The sequence below is a fragment of the Brevundimonas aveniformis DSM 17977 genome, assembly GCF_000428765.1.
Taxonomy (GTDB): Bacteria; Pseudomonadota; Alphaproteobacteria; order Caulobacterales; family Caulobacteraceae; genus Brevundimonas; species Brevundimonas aveniformis.
On record NZ_AUAO01000003.1, the window covers coordinates 18,514 to 31,380 of the forward strand.

18 protein-coding genes are annotated in these 12,867 nt (G+C 65.0%); 14 read left to right on the forward strand and 4 right to left on the reverse strand.

Annotated elements, in window-relative coordinates:
• Window positions 1-80 precede the first annotated feature (80 nt).
• Complete coding sequence (locus G391_RS14345; RefSeq protein ID WP_051257254.1) at window positions 81-617, forward strand: DUF2061 domain-containing protein; 537 nt, start codon at window positions 81-83, stop codon at window positions 615-617.
• On the opposite strand, the gene G391_RS0108515 is transcribed toward G391_RS14345, so the two are convergent.
• The gene (locus G391_RS0108515; RefSeq protein WP_029087145.1) at window positions 577-1,227 is read right to left on the reverse strand and encodes a glutathione S-transferase family protein; all 651 of its coding nucleotides are present in this window, start codon (window positions 1,225-1,227) and stop codon (window positions 577-579) included. The two genes, G391_RS14345 and G391_RS0108515, sit on opposite strands and share 41 nt — an antisense overlap.
• Window positions 1,228-1,296: 69 nt before the next feature.
• Between G391_RS0108515 and G391_RS0108520 the strand changes: the two genes are divergently transcribed.
• The 11 genes from G391_RS0108520 to der all read left to right on the forward strand — a co-directional run bounded on the left by G391_RS0108520 (window position 1,297) and on the right by der (window position 8,661).
• Complete coding sequence (locus tag G391_RS0108520) at window positions 1,297-1,653, forward strand: ArsC family reductase (RefSeq protein ID WP_029087146.1); 357 nt, start codon at window positions 1,297-1,299, stop codon at window positions 1,651-1,653.
• A gap of 84 nt (window positions 1,654-1,737) precedes the next feature.
• Window positions 1,738-1,932 (forward strand): hypothetical protein, encoded by a 195-nt coding sequence (locus tag G391_RS0108525; protein ID WP_029087147.1) that lies wholly within the window; start codon window positions 1,738-1,740, stop codon window positions 1,930-1,932.
• Window positions 1,933-1,935: 3 nt separating this feature from the next.
• Window positions 1,936-2,364, forward strand: a complete 429-nt coding sequence (locus tag G391_RS0108530; protein WP_029087148.1) for a hypothetical protein — start codon at window positions 1,936-1,938, stop codon at window positions 2,362-2,364.
• A 1-nt stretch (window position 2,365) separates the two neighbouring features.
• Entirely contained in the window at window positions 2,366-2,908 is a 543-nt protein-coding gene (locus G391_RS0108535; RefSeq protein WP_035304202.1) for an RNA polymerase sigma factor, read from the forward strand.
• Entirely contained in the window at window positions 2,905-3,237 is a 333-nt protein-coding gene (locus G391_RS0108540) for a hypothetical protein (protein WP_029087150.1), read from the forward strand. The genes G391_RS0108535 and G391_RS0108540 overlap by 4 nt, the downstream gene beginning before the upstream one ends.
• 106 nt (window positions 3,238-3,343) lie before the next feature.
• A complete protein-coding gene (locus G391_RS0108545; RefSeq protein ID WP_029087151.1) occupies window positions 3,344-3,727 on the forward strand; it encodes a DUF6249 domain-containing protein in 384 nt (127 codons plus the stop codon).
• 83 nt (window positions 3,728-3,810) lie between these two features.
• Window positions 3,811-4,323, forward strand: a complete 513-nt coding sequence (locus G391_RS0108550) for an RNA polymerase sigma factor (protein ID WP_051257255.1) — start codon at window positions 3,811-3,813, stop codon at window positions 4,321-4,323.
• Window positions 4,316-4,720 carry a hypothetical protein gene (locus G391_RS15200; protein ID WP_051257256.1) on the forward strand — a complete coding sequence of 135 codons (405 nt, stop codon included), beginning with the start codon at window positions 4,316-4,318 and terminating at the stop codon, window positions 4,718-4,720. Before G391_RS0108550 ends, G391_RS15200 begins: the two co-directional genes overlap by 8 nt.
• A gap of 121 nt (window positions 4,721-4,841) precedes the next feature.
• A complete protein-coding gene (locus G391_RS0108560) occupies window positions 4,842-5,627 on the forward strand; it encodes a tetratricopeptide repeat protein (protein ID WP_029087153.1) in 786 nt (261 codons plus the stop codon).
• 22 nt (window positions 5,628-5,649) lie between these two features.
• Entirely contained in the window at window positions 5,650-7,074 is a 1,425-nt protein-coding gene (locus G391_RS0108565; RefSeq protein ID WP_029087154.1) for an outer membrane protein assembly factor BamB family protein, read from the forward strand.
• A gap of 21 nt (window positions 7,075-7,095) precedes the next feature.
• Window positions 7,096-8,661: a ribosome biogenesis GTPase Der gene (gene der, locus G391_RS0108570; RefSeq protein ID WP_029087155.1), complete on the forward strand. Its 1,566-nt coding sequence runs from the start codon at window positions 7,096-7,098 to the stop codon at window positions 8,659-8,661.
• Here the strand turns inward: der and G391_RS0108575 are convergent.
• From G391_RS0108575 to G391_RS0108585, 3 genes are read right to left on the reverse strand one after another with little or no spacing between them, the layout of a single operon-like run.
• Complete coding sequence (locus tag G391_RS0108575; protein ID WP_035304204.1) at window positions 8,658-9,458, reverse strand: TrmH family RNA methyltransferase; 801 nt, start codon at window positions 9,456-9,458, stop codon at window positions 8,658-8,660. The genes der and G391_RS0108575 overlap by 4 nt on opposite strands.
• A complete protein-coding gene (locus G391_RS0108580) occupies window positions 9,455-10,342 on the reverse strand; it encodes a class I SAM-dependent methyltransferase (RefSeq protein WP_029087157.1) in 888 nt (295 codons plus the stop codon). Before G391_RS0108580 ends, G391_RS0108575 begins: the two co-directional genes overlap by 4 nt.
• 40 nt (window positions 10,343-10,382) lie before the next feature.
• Window positions 10,383-11,426, reverse strand: coding sequence for a Ppx/GppA phosphatase family protein (locus G391_RS0108585; protein ID WP_029087158.1), 1,044 nt, complete (start codon window positions 11,424-11,426; stop codon window positions 10,383-10,385).
• Between the two features lie 141 nt (window positions 11,427-11,567).
• Between G391_RS0108585 and hspQ the strand changes: the two genes are divergently transcribed.
• Together hspQ and phhA are read left to right on the forward strand one after the other, a co-directional pair.
• Window positions 11,568-11,897 carry a heat shock protein HspQ gene (hspQ, locus tag G391_RS0108590; protein ID WP_029087159.1) on the forward strand — a complete coding sequence of 110 codons (330 nt, stop codon included), beginning with the start codon at window positions 11,568-11,570 and terminating at the stop codon, window positions 11,895-11,897.
• Window positions 11,898-11,959: 62 nt separating this feature from the next.
• Window positions 11,960-12,835 (forward strand): phenylalanine 4-monooxygenase, encoded by an 876-nt coding sequence (gene phhA, locus G391_RS0108595; protein WP_029087160.1) that lies wholly within the window; start codon window positions 11,960-11,962, stop codon window positions 12,833-12,835.
• Window positions 12,836-12,867: the final 32 nt, after the last annotated feature.

Below are 12,867 nucleotides of genomic sequence, written 5' to 3' on the forward strand. Positions count from 1 at the left end.
GGCAAGGGGCAGGCCGCGCTTATCGTCATGATTAGAATTATTGCCTTGTCGCGTGGCGGGCGAGTGACCATCCTTTTGCGATGGTCAGAATGATCGCAGATGCCGCCAGACAGCTATGGCTCAAGATCGCCTCCTACGGAGCGATGCACCTGGTCGTGGCAATCCTGGTGGCCTGGGCGATCACGCGCGATTGGCGTCTGGCGTTGGCAGTCGGGATGATCGAGCCCGTGGCCCAGACCCTCGCTTTCGCGGTCCATGACCGGGTCTGGCACCGGATCGAAAGGCGAGGTCGCCTGTCGGGTCTGCAAGAAGCGTCTGAGGCGATTGAAGGGCGTTTGGGTCTGCACGACCATCACGCCTGCAATCATGCCCTTCCGACCAGCTTCAAGACCCTGGCAGCCAAGTCGTTCAGCTATGGGATCATGCACTTTGCCGTGGCGGTGACGGTGGCCTTCGCCCTGACGCGCGATTGGCGCATTGCCCTGGCGGTCGGGATTATCGAACCGATCGTGCAGACCGTCTTCTTCACCGTGCATGACCAGATCTGGCGACGGATCGAACGCCGCCGCGCCGGGATCAGTCCCGATCCGGTGCCCCGAGGGGAAAGTAGGGCCTGAAACGTCGGGCCGCCTCGACGCAGCGCGCAAAGGACGGGCGGGCCAACAGGCGCTGCCGATAGGCGATCAGATGGCTGAGATTGGCCGGGATTTCGTGGGTCCAGTCCGCATAGAACAGCGCCGGAGCGGCCGCACAGTCCGCCAGGCTAAAGCCGCCGCCCACAGCCCATTCCCGACCGGCCATCCGATAGTTGAGCCAGGCGTAGCTGGTTTCCAGCATATCGCGGGCGCGACCAACCCCGAACGGATCGGGGTTGGCTCCTTGAGGACGGATCGCCTCGAAGATGATGTCCTGTTGTGGGCGATTGACGTAGTTGTCGAAGACGCGGTCCATCATGCGCGTCTCGACCGCAAGGATCGGGTCGTGCGGGATCAGCTGGATCGGCCCCGGATAGAGGGCCGCCAGATATTCGATGATGGCCGTCGCTTCCATCACGGTCCGGTCGCCATCGACCAGCAGCGGAAACCGCTTCATGGGCCACCGCGAGGCTAGCTCGTCCATGACACCGGGGTCTTCGAGAAACCTTTCCTCGAAGGGGATGTCGTTCTCATAGAAAGCGATCAGGGCCTTCTGGCAGTAGGACGAGAACGGATGGGTGTAGAGGCGCATCTCAGGCTCCGTTTGGGCCCGAAGCCTGGTGTTTTTTGCCCAGGTCGGGAATCGGGCAAAACGGGTACCATGACCTATACGCTCTATGGCATCCCCAACTGCGACACCGTCAAGAAGGCCCGGATGTGGCTGGACGAGCGGGGCGTGCGCTATGCCTTTCACGATTACAAGAAGGCCGGAATCGACGAGGCCCGCCTCAAGAGCTGGGTCGAGGAGCTGGGCTGGGAGGCGGTACTGAACCGGGCCGGGACCACATTCAAAAAGCTCGACGACGCCGACAAGGCTGATCTGAACGCTGGCAAGGCCGTGGGCCTGATGTTGGCGCAGCCGTCCATGATCAAACGCCCCATTCTGGATCTGGGTGATCGGCGGATCGCGGGGTTCAAGTCAGACATCTATGAAGCCGCCCTGGGCGCTTTTCTTTAGCGGGTGCTGCATCCGATCTGGTGGGCGGCGGCGATACAGTCTCGAACGGGCGTCGACGGGGCGGCCTGAACGGAGACGAAGACGATGGTGGAGCTGTTCCGCGACTTTTGGTGGCTGATGTTCCCTCTGGCCGCGGTGATCTGCGGTGCCTGGGACCAGTGGATGAAGAGCCGGACCCGCGCCGACGAGATGCGGGTGCTGGCCGCTTATGCGGCGGCGGGCAAGGAGCCGCCCGCGGAGCTTCTGAGAGCGTTGCGGCGCGATCCGGTGGAGGGCTGATCGATGGAAGACCTGTTTCGCAATTTCTGGTGGCTGATGTTCCCGATGGCGTGGTTCGTCGTCGAGGGGTGGAACAGCTGGCTGAAGTATCAGGCACGACGTGACGCCCTGAAGCTGATCCAGGCCTATGCCGAAAAAGGGCAGACGCCGCCGCCCGAACTGTTGGGCACGCTCAGCGGCGTCACCGCCGCCGACCCGTTGCTCGGCGATCTGGCGGCCACTGGAAGCGCCGCGCCCTCGACGACCAACTGGGGCTGGTATCAGGTGGCCTTGTTTGGCGGTCTGGCGGGCGGTTTCGTCTTCCTCGCGCGAAGCAACATTCTCGGCGACGAGGGGCTGGGCGACGCCATGATGGTGGCGGCGGTGGTGCTGGGCGCTCTGGCCCTGGCGTCGCTGGTCTACGCCATCACCTGGAAGCGCCCCCGAGGCTGAGGTGGATGCCGGGGGTGCCAGCCATCCGACGGATCAGGCCCTGGCCGAGGCGGCCAAGGCCGGGTCATCGCGCGCCTTCTCGGAGCTTGTGCTGAGACATCAGGCGGCGGTGCGGGGGTTCCTGAGGCGGGTGTGCGCCGATCCGTCCGAAGCGGACGACATGGCGCAGGAGGCACTTGTGACGGCATGGACGAAGATCGGAACCCTGAAACCGGACGCCAGCGTGCGGTCGTGGTTCTGCGGCCTGGCCTGGCGCAAGGCGATGACGACCCAGCGCGGTCGGGCGCGGTCCGCCGCGCGGGATCGTCAGTGGCTGGAGACCCGGCCTGAGTTCGATACCCCTGCGGCGCGCGACCAGATCGCGGTGCGCAAGGCGTTGGACAACTTGCCGGAGGATCAGCGTGCCGTGGTGGCCCTGTGTCTGGCCGGAGACTGGTCGCACGCCGAGGCAGCTGAGGCTTTGGGTCTGCCGCTGGGCACCGTGAAGTCGCATGCGGCGCGCGGACGCGCTAAACTGCTCGAAGCCATGGGAGAAGCGCCATGACCCCCGACGATCGTCTGAAAGCCGCGCTTGGCCTGGGTGCCGAGCCGCCGCCGGTTGATCACGCCTTCGTCGCCCGCGTGGCCGAGGGGATCGAGGCGCGGCGGTTCAGGCTGAAGCTGTCAGTGCTGGCGCTCTGGGCCGCGGTGGCGGCGCTCCTTTGCTGGGTGCTGGTTCCCGTGATCGAACAGGCCAGGTCCAACGCGGCTGCTTCGCTTCAGCCCATTGGGCTGGGTCTGGTGGTGGCGGTCGGCGTCTGGTTGTTGCGACGGGCGGATGTCGGCGGTGCCTTGCGACTGGCGCGCAGGTTCGTCCGCCCCGGCACGTTCTAGGCTTACAAAGAATTCATGCGACGGTCTGCATCCGTCGGGCTGGGTCTGAGCCTCTTCCCATCAGACGGCGGGCGTCGGGCCTGCCGATTAATGAATGAGGCCCCCCATGGGTGTTGAAGTGATTGTTCCCCTCGGCCTGTTTGCTGCGGTTGCGGCGATGGTGCTGGTACCGGCGTGGCTCAAGAGCCGGGATCGGCGCGACATGCAGCAAACCGTGCGCCATGCGCTCGATAAGGGAGAGGCTCTGCCGGCCGAACTGGTTGAGGCGATCGCCAAGGCCTCGCGTGGTCGGATCGCCACGGCGCATACCGACCTGCGCACGGGCGTGATTTGGCTGGCGGTGGCCGCCGGCGTCGCCACCTTCGGCTGGATGATTGGGTTCGAAGATCAGGAAGCGGTCTATCCGATGGTAGGACTGGCTGCAGTTCCGGGCTTCCTGGGTCTGGCTTTCGTTGTCCTGAGCTTCTTCAACAAGACGCGGGCGGACTAGGCGGATCAGGACCAGACGGAGGACGGTCGGTGACCGCAACATCATCCAGACTGGCCCGACTTCACGACACCGAGCTGGTTGCCATGGCAGCGGCCGGCGGTCGACGGGAGTTCGGGGAATTGGTCCGCCGCCATGCCGCTTCTGTCCGGGGTCTGCTGCGTCGCATGGGCGCGGATCCGGCCCTGGCTGACGACGTGGCCCAGGATGCCTTTATCCAGGCGTTCGAGCGGTGCGCGGATTTTCGCGGTGAGGGCACCTTCTCCGCCTGGGTCCGCAGGATTGCAGCGCGGCTCTACATCAAGCGCCGTCAGAAGGAGGCGCGCTGGACGGAACTGTCAGAGGCGGAAGAACCCGTGACCCTGATGCCAGACGGGGCCCGAAGCCTCGATCTTGATGACGCCCTCAAGGGACTGAGCGAGATCGAACGGATGTGTGTCAGCCTTTGCCATGGTGCCGGTCTGACCCAGGCGGAAATCGCCGATGCCTTGAAGTTGCCGCTAGGAACGGTGAAATCTCATGTCAAACGTGGTCTGGATAAACTTCGCGCGCAGCTGGCCGTCGCGCCGACCGGTCAAGGGAGACGCGCCCATGTCTGATCCGGACGCCTTCGACGGCGAGATCGAGCGGATGTTTGCCCGCGCACCCGCCTTTGACGACACGGAAGCCTTTGCTGATCGGGTCGATCGGAGGCTTGGCCTCAGTTGGTACCTGCGAACGGTGGTGTTGACAGGGGCCGGCGTGGTGGGAGGGTTCTTCGCGGTCCGTGAAACGCTTGACGCAGGGCTCGGGACGGGGTTGAGCCAGATCGCCGCGATGACGTCACAGACGCCGCAATCCTCCGCAGGCCTCGACTGGAGCCAGCTCGGCGCCCTGATGAGCAGCAGGGGCCTGGACCTCGCCATGATCCCGGCGATGCCTCTGTTCTGGCTGGTTTCGGTGGCGGTGATCGGGGCGGCTGTGGCCTCGGCGGTGCACGCGAACCAGGGCGGATGAGACCCGCGTCGATAAAAAGCCGCGTTTGAGGGGTGAGCTTGCGTTGCGGCGGACAGCGCGAACCTCTAGGTTCGCGGCGCTTTATGTTCCGCCCGTTCCGGGCCAGGGGAGTCGACGCGCCTTGTCAGACGTATTTGAAGAGGTCGAAGAGAACCTTCGTTCCGAGCGCTGGAAGCATTTGTTTCAGCGTTGGTGGCCGGCTGCGGCGGCCATCGCGGGGGTAGCGGTTCTGGTGGTTGGGGGGATCTGGTTCCTCGACGCCCGCAAGGGTTGGTCGGGGGCTGAAGCCTCACAGGCCTACCAGCGGGGTCTGGACGCGCTCCAGGCTGAAGACCAGTCAGCGGCCGAAGCCGCCTTTGTCGAAGTCGAAGGTGCCGGCAATGGCCCGTATCGGGCTTTGGCCTTGATGCAACGCGCGGCGTTCCGGCTGGAGCGGGGTGAGACAGCCGAGGCGGTGGCCCTGTTCGATCAGGCTTCAGAGGCGACCAATCAGCCGTTGATTTCCGATATTGCCCAGCTCAAGGCGGCTTGGGCGTTGATGGACAGCGGGTCGCTGGAAGATGTGACGACACGGCTGTCTCCGTTGACCGAAGAAGGCCGTCCGTTCCGGTTTGAGGCCCAGGAGGCCCTGGCCCTCGCTCGGCTTCAGCATGGCCAGACAGATGCAGCGCGCCAGCAGCTTCAGGCCCTGACGCTTGAGCTCGAACTGCCCGACTCCCTGCGCCAACGTGCCCAGATTACGTTGGGGCTCATCGAGTCCGGTGCTGCGGCCAGCATCCCCGGCATCATTGAAGCCGCGGGCCGAGCTGCAGATCAGGCCGAAGCCGAAGCGGCGGCGGCTCCGCGTCCGGGGGCGACCGCTCCCGGAGCCCAGGCTCCCGCGGCAGGTGCCGCGACAGATCATTGATTTCAGGCGAAAGTCCCTGTCCATGAAACTGAACCTGAAAATTGTCTCGACAGCTGCCCTCTGCGCTCTGCTGGCCGGCTGTTCGACCGTTAGCAATACGGCCCAGCGAATCTGGCCGTTCGGCAATGACGACAACGACCGCCAGGCCGTGGCTTCCGATGGCGAGCGTGTCTCGATCCTGCAGTTCGAAGACTCGGTCGAGGTATCGAGTGAACTGGCCGGTCGGGCGTTCAACCTGCCGACGCCGCGTGCGGTGACGGCCTGGCCAGAGCCGGGCGGAACGGCTGAGAACTCCATCGAACACGCCCAGGCCGGTGAGCAATTCCGTATCGCCTGGCGTCACGACATCGGCGAGGGCTCAGGCCGGACGACCCAGGTGACGTCTCCGATCGTCGCCAGCGATGGTCGTCTCTACGTGCTGGATGGCCACAACCAGGTATCGGCTGTGGATGCGGCCTCCGGGCGGACCGTGTGGCGCTACACCGTGACCAACAGTGAGCGGGATCGCGGTGGCCTGCTGTCCTTTGGTCGCACCGGCGGTCAGAATCAGGGCTTTGGCGGCGGCCTGGCCGTGGGCGGGGACCGCGTTTTCGTGACCTCTGGCCTGCGCGTGGTGACGGCCCTCAATGCCGCCACCGGCGACGTCATCTGGACGAGCGAGGTTGAGTCCCCGATCCACAGCGCCCCCACGGTGGCCGGCAATCGGGTCTATGCCGTGGATATCGACAATCAAATCATCGCCTTTGATGTGACGACCGGAAATCAGAACTGGTCGTACCAGGCCATTGCTGAGCCGGCACGCATCCTGCGTGCTTCCAGCCCAGCGGTATCCGGTGAGGTCGTGATCGCGCCCTTCTCGTCGGGCGAGCTGGTAGCTCTGCGGACCTCCAATGGGCAGATGCTGTGGCAGCAGGTGCTGTCGCGTACCAACCGGACGAATGCTCTGTCGGAGCTGCGCGATATTACCGGGCGTCCTGTCGTCTATCAGGGCTCGGTCTATGCCGGCAGCCATTCAGGCCTGTTTGCGGCTATGGACCTGCGTTCGGGTACGCCGCGCTGGCAACTGCCGATTGCGACGTTGAATGCCCCGTGGCCCGCCGGAGATGTGGTCTATGTCGTCTCCAAGGCGGGAGAGGTGATCACCATCAATCGCGCCAATGGCCAAGTCTATTGGATCTATGACCTGAACGAGGGCCGCCAACGCCAGGAAGGTGGGGTGCTCGGCATGTTTGATCGCACCGTTCGCCCGATCTGGTCGGGTCCGCTGCTGGCCACCAATCGCCTGGTTCTGGTCAGTTCGGAAGGTGAGGCCGTCGCCCTCAACGCCCGGACCGGGGCTGAGGAAGCCAGCCTGAATCTGGGCGGGGCCGCCTATATTGCTCCGATCGCTTACAACGGCATGATCTACGTCCTCACCGACGAAGGTCAGCTGATTGCCATTCAATAGGCCGGGGAGGCCGTCCGTAGCGTGAGCCTCAAGGTCGCGATCGTCGGACGGCCGAATGTCGGCAAGTCGACCCTGTTCAACCGCCTGGCGGGCAAGAAGCTCGCCATCGTGGATGACCGGCCGGGCGTGACCCGTGACCGTCGCTATGCGCGCGGCATGCTGGGGGACATCGACCTCACATTGATTGACACCGCCGGGTTCGAAGACGTCTCGGACGAAAGCCTGGAATCGCGGATGCGCCGCCAGACCGAACTGGCGGTCGAGGAAGCCGACCTGATCCTGTTCGTCATCGACGCCCGCGAGGGGATCGTGCCGCTGGACCGGATCTTTGCCGACCTGGTGCGCAAACGCGACAAGCCCACCATCCTCATCGGCAACAAGGCCGAGGGGAAGGCCGGCGACGTCGGTCTGGCCGAAGCGGTGCGCCTGGGCTTTGGTGAGCCGATCGGTCTGTCGGCCGAGCACGGCGAGGGCATGGCGGACCTCTATGCCGCCGTCGCCCCGTTCGAACCTGAGGACGAAAGCGACCAGGACGAGGCCGGCAAGCCGATCATGGTCGCCATCATGGGTCGCCCCAACGCGGGCAAGTCCACCCTGGTCAACCGCCTGCTGGGCGAAGACCGGATGCTGACCGGGCCCGAGGCCGGTATCACCCGCGATTCCATCTCCGTCGATTTTGAATGGGACGGCCGCCCGGTGCGGCTGGTCGACACCGCCGGGATGCGCCGCAAGGCGCGCGTCCAGGAAAAGCTGGAGAAGCTGTCGGTCGCCGACACCATCCGCGCCCTGACCTTTGCCGAGGTCGTGGTTCTGGTGATGGACGAGGCCAACGCCTTCGACACCCAGGATCTGCAGCTGGCCGATCTGGTGGAGCGCGAGGGTCGGGCGCTTGTCTATTGCATCGCCAAGTGGGACCAGGTCGACGACGGCAAGGAACGGCTGGCCAAGCTCCGCGAAGAGGCCGACCGCCTCTTGCCCCAGCTGAAGGGATCGCCCCTGATCGCCTTGTCAGCCCAGACCGGGCGCGGCGTCGACCGGCTGATGCCGGCGGTGTTCGAGGCGCACCGGCAGTGGTCGGCCAAGGTCAAGACGCGGGATCTGAATGACTGGCTGGCCATGGCCGTCCAGCGCCATCCGCCGCCCGCTGTCGATGGTCGCCGGATCAAGCCGAAATATATGACCCAGACCAAGGCGCGTCCGCCGACGTTCGTGCTGTTCGCTAACCGCGCGTCGCAGATGCCGGATCATTATAAACGCTATCTGATCAATAGTTTGCGTGAGAGTTTTGATCTCCCGGGCGTGCCCATGCGCCTCACGGTCAAGTCCGGGGCCAATCCCTTCGCCGACGGCCCCGGCCCGGAGAAGACCGCGCCACGCCGCAAAATCAAGGCGGACGCCGCCGAGGCGCGCGACGACAAGCCGCGCAAGCCCAAGGTCGCCACCAAGCGCGTTACGGGCCTCAAGTCCGGTTCGGGCAAGAAGTCCGGCTCCACCGTCCTGGTCGGCAAACGCGCCCGCGGCGGGGCCAGGCCCGTGAGCCGGTCGGGCCGGATCAGGACGGCCCCGAAAGGCAGCGGGAAGCGTTAGGCCCCCTCCGTCGCCGCATAGACCATGATCCCGGTGGCGATCGCCAGGTTGAGGCTGTCGGCCCGGCCGCGCATGGGGATCTTGACCGTGAGATCGCAAGCTCCCGCCAGGTCGTCGGTCAGGCCGGCCTGCTCATTGCCCATCAGGATCAGACTGGGTGTCCGGTAGGGCGCGGCACGATAGTCGTGTGTGGCGTCCAGCCGGGTGCCGACCACCGAGCCGGGCCAGCGGGAGCGCCAGGCCAGGAACTCCGTCCGCGACGCGCGGCTGACGCCGACGGCGAAGATCGAGCCCATGGTCGCGCGCACGGCCTCGACCGAGAACGGATCGACGCAGTCGTCGATCAGGATCACCCCGCCGCAGCCGGCGGCATCCGCCGTGCGGATAATGGTCCCAAGATTGCCCGGATCACGCACCTGCTCCAGGGCCACCCAGCAGGGCGCGCGGGCCGGCTCGATGTCATCGAGCGCCGTAAAGGCCTGATCAAAGACGGCCAGGACCGTCTGGGGATTGTCCTTGCGCGACACTTTCTCAAGGATCTCGCGGGTGACGACGATGACCTCGCCGCCGTTCGCCAGCGTCTCGGCGCGGGCTCGGTCGAGCAGGGGGTGCGGGCGGGCGTCCTTGCCGACCAGAAGCTGACGCGGCGTCTGACCCAGATCGAGTGCCTCGCCGATGAATTTGAGGCCCTCGGCGAGGAAGGTCCCGGTCTGGTCGCGGGCCTTCTTCATATGGAGGGCGCGCACGGCCTTGATGGTGTCGTTGGTGAGGGAGGTGATCTCCCGCTCGCGGCTCACAGGTCGCTCCAACGTGCAAAGAAGCTGAGGCCGATTTCCGCGGCGCGGGGGCTGTCCTCCACCAGACCCAGTTCGCCCCAGTCGATGACCCCGCCGCGATCTTTCAATCGGTCGGCCAGTAGATGGGCCAAGGCCATGCCCGAGATGCGCGCAGCATAGGCATTGATCAGGAGGAATGCGGCGTCTTCGGCCAGCAGTTCGGCACAATCGCTGACCAGCTGAGCGGTGTCTTCGAACAGCCGCCAGACCTCGCCATCGGCCCCGCGACCGTATTTGGGCGGATCGAGGATGATGCCGTCATAGCGGTTGCCGCGGCGGATCTCGCGCTGGACGAACTTGCGGGCGTCCTCGACGATCCAGCGGACATTGCTGACGCTCGATAGCTCGGCGTTCTCACGGGCGTAGGCGACGGACTTCTTGGACGCATCGACGTGGGTGACCTGTCCGCCCGCCGCCGAACAGACCAGTGAGGCCACGCCGGTATAGCCGAACAGGTTGAGGATACGTGGGGCCTCGCGAGCCGCAACCGCCCCCTGCAACCATTCCCAGTTGGCCGCCTGCTCCGGGAAGAAGGCGAGGTGGCGAAAGTTGGTGAAGCGGGCGTTGAAACGGGCCGCGCCCCAGGCCAGTGCGGTCGTTTCGGGCTGAGGTCGGTTGAAGCGCCAGTTGCCGGCTTCGTCGTCGTCGGTGGGATCGAAGACGGCGTCCGCCTTGTCCCACATCGCGGGCTTGGCCGGATGCCACATGGCCTGAGGCTCGGGGCGCACCACCAGGGCCTGGCCGTAGCGTTCGAGCTTCTGGCCATCGCCGCTATCGACCAGGGCGTAGTCGCCCCAGGCGCGGGTCCGCAAAATCTCAGGCTGGTCGGCGAGGCGTGGGCTCATGGGGCGCTTTTAAAGGGCGGAGAGGGCTGGGGCCAGCGTGTCACCGCCGCCGGCGGCGCGATCGGCGTCGACGCATCAGCGACAACAGCAATCCTTCACGTAGCCCGCGATCCGCGACGCGGAGGTGTTCGCAGGGCCAGGCACGCTGCACAGCCTCGAGAATGGCGGCACCGGCGAGAACCAGGTCAGCTCGGTCCGGTCCGATACAGGCGTGGCCCGCGCGCCCGGCCCGATCAAGTTCAAGCAGGCGATTGGCCACGGCGCGGCATTCGCCGGACGTCATGCGCAGCCCATCGACCCGGGCGCGCTCATATCTGGTTAGCCCCAGGTGCAGGCTTGCCAGGCTGGTGACGGCCCCCGAGGTCCCAATCAGCTGCGCGCGGTTGTCAGCGAAGGCCGGCCGATGGGCGTCGGCTCCGTCAAACGCCTGTAGTCGTTCCTGAATGGCCCCGACCATGGCCTCATACCAAGCGAGATCCGGCGTAGGCGGTTCGGGGAATCGCTCCGCGAGGGTGACGACACCGATCGGGATGCTGTGCCAGGCCAGCATTTCAGCCGGCTGGCGGTCAGTTCCGCCGCGCGGGCGAACCCAGGACACTTCGGTGGAGCCGCCGCCAACATCGAGGATGATGGCGGCCTGAAATTGGCTGTCGATCAGGTCGGTACAGCCGACGACGGCCAAACGCGCCTCTTCCGAGGGGGCAATAATGCTCAGGACCAGGCCGGTTTCCCGCTCGACCCGCGCCAGGAACTCGGCTCCATTTCCAGCTCCACGGCAGGCCTGGGTCGCGACGGCACGCACCCGGCTGACCTGCCGACGTCGGATTCGTTCGGCACAGATTCCGAGGGCCGCAACTGCCCGGTCCATGGCTTGCGGCGACAGCTGGCCGGTTTGCGACAGACCCTCGCCCAGACGGACAATGCGCGAAAAGGCTTCGACGATGCGAAATCCACCATGGGCGCGGCGAGCGATCAGAAGGCGGCAATTGTTTGTGCCAAGGTCCAGCGCCGCGTAGAGCGGCGCATCACTGCGGGCTGCGCGCTCGGCCTTGCGAGCGGGCCCGGGGAGGGCAGTCTCAGGCATGGCCCGATCCATCATCAGAACACAAGGCACCAGCGCCTCGGCTCGTTTTCGTGAACCAGAATAACGGGTTGGCGGTTCCTGTCTAGACACCAGCACGCCGCGTTCAGGGTCAGGTCATGTCGGGTTCGTCAGTTTCAGGCCATGAAACCGAGATTGGCAAAATTTGCGATCGGCCAGATGGTGCGTCACCGGGACCTGCCGCTACGGGGCGTCGTGATCGATGTCGATCCCGAGTTTGCTCACGGCGATGACTGGTGGGAGGCCCTGCCGTTGGAAGGGCGGCCTGAGCGTCGCCAGCCATTCTATCGGATCATCACCGAAGGGTTGGATGCAGACCAGGCGGCCTATGTGTGCGAACAGAGTCTGTTGGCTGACCCTTCCGGTGAGCCTATCCGTCACGTTGAGGCTGAGCGGCATTTTTGCGGCTTCAGGGATGGTCGCTATCAGGTTCGTCGCAACGACTTGAACTAGCCTGACCTACCGCCGGGGCGTTCGGCAGGCTACATAGGCCCCAAGCGCGAATGGAGGCCGCAATGTCCGATTTCGAACACGTCTTTGACAAGCCGCCCGAGGGGGCAGCGGACGATTGGACCATCCCGCAGGATTGGGTCGCCTACACCGATGTCGAACATCAGACGTGGGACACGCTGTATGCGCGGCAGATGAAGGTACTCCCTGGTCGCGCCGCCGAGGTCTTCTTGGATGGCTTGAAGGCGCTTGATCTCAGCACCGGCGGCATCCCGGATTTCGCGGTGATGAATCCCAAACTTCAGGCCCTGACCGGCTGGACTGTGGTCTGCGTGCCGGGGTTGGTTCCTGATGAGGTGTTCTTCGACCATTTGGCCAATCGACGTTTCCCCTCCGGGCAGTTCATCCGTCGACCGGATCAACTGGACTATTTGCAGGAGCCGGACATCTTTCACGATGTCTTCGGCCATGTGCCGATGCTGACCAATCCGGATTTTGCTGCCTACATGGAGGCCTATGGTAAGGGGGGGCAGCGAGCCGCCTCTCTCGGCATGCTCCCCAATCTGGCGCGATTGTATTGGTACACCGTTGAGTTCGGCCTGATGAAGGAGGACGACGAACTCAGAATCTATGGTGCCGGTATCGTTTCGTCCGCAACGGAGAGCGTTTTCAGTTTGGATGACCCGTCCCCCAATCGTCTGGGGTTCGATCTCGAGCGCGTGATGAAGACCCTCTATCGGATCGACGATTTCCAACAGGTCTATTTTGTCGTGGATACGATCGAGCAGCTGAAACGCGAAACGCTTCAGGATTTCGGCCCCATCTACGACCGGCTGGCCGGGCTGGAGCCGATCCCCATCGAGACGATCTTGGCTACGGATGTGGTCTATACGGACGGGACCCAGGCCTACGCCAGCAAGGGTGGCCGCTTCGCCGGCTGAGGCTTTGGGGCTCTGGACGGCGCAAGTCGGAG

Excerpts from the sequence above, each read along its gene's own strand:
- G391_RS14345 (WP_051257254.1), top strand. The coding sequence starts at position 81 with ATGGTCAGAATGATCGCAGATGCCGCCAGACAGCTATGGCTCAAGATC.
- G391_RS0108515 (WP_029087145.1), bottom strand. The coding sequence starts at position 1,227 with ATGCGCCTCTACACCCATCCGTTCTCGTCCTACTGCCAGAAGGCCCTG.
- G391_RS0108520 (WP_029087146.1), top strand. The coding sequence starts at position 1,297 with ATGACCTATACGCTCTATGGCATCCCCAACTGCGACACCGTCAAGAAG.
- G391_RS0108525 (WP_029087147.1), top strand. The coding sequence starts at position 1,738 with ATGGTGGAGCTGTTCCGCGACTTTTGGTGGCTGATGTTCCCTCTGGCC.
- G391_RS0108530 (WP_029087148.1), top strand. The coding sequence starts at position 1,936 with ATGGAAGACCTGTTTCGCAATTTCTGGTGGCTGATGTTCCCGATGGCG.
- G391_RS0108540 (WP_029087150.1), top strand. The coding sequence starts at position 2,905 with ATGACCCCCGACGATCGTCTGAAAGCCGCGCTTGGCCTGGGTGCCGAG.
- G391_RS0108545 (WP_029087151.1), top strand. The coding sequence starts at position 3,344 with ATGGGTGTTGAAGTGATTGTTCCCCTCGGCCTGTTTGCTGCGGTTGCG.
- G391_RS0108550 (WP_051257255.1), top strand. The coding sequence starts at position 3,811 with ATGGCAGCGGCCGGCGGTCGACGGGAGTTCGGGGAATTGGTCCGCCGC.
- G391_RS15200 (WP_051257256.1), top strand. The coding sequence starts at position 4,316 with ATGTCTGATCCGGACGCCTTCGACGGCGAGATCGAGCGGATGTTTGCC.
- G391_RS0108565 (WP_029087154.1), top strand. The coding sequence starts at position 5,650 with ATGAAACTGAACCTGAAAATTGTCTCGACAGCTGCCCTCTGCGCTCTG.
- G391_RS0108580 (WP_029087157.1), bottom strand. The coding sequence starts at position 10,342 with ATGAGCCCACGCCTCGCCGACCAGCCTGAGATTTTGCGGACCCGCGCC.
- G391_RS0108585 (WP_029087158.1), bottom strand. The coding sequence starts at position 11,426 with ATGCCTGAGACTGCCCTCCCCGGGCCCGCTCGCAAGGCCGAGCGCGCA.
- hspQ (WP_029087159.1), top strand. The coding sequence starts at position 11,568 with ATGAAACCGAGATTGGCAAAATTTGCGATCGGCCAGATGGTGCGTCAC.
- phhA (WP_029087160.1), top strand. The coding sequence starts at position 11,960 with ATGTCCGATTTCGAACACGTCTTTGACAAGCCGCCCGAGGGGGCAGCG.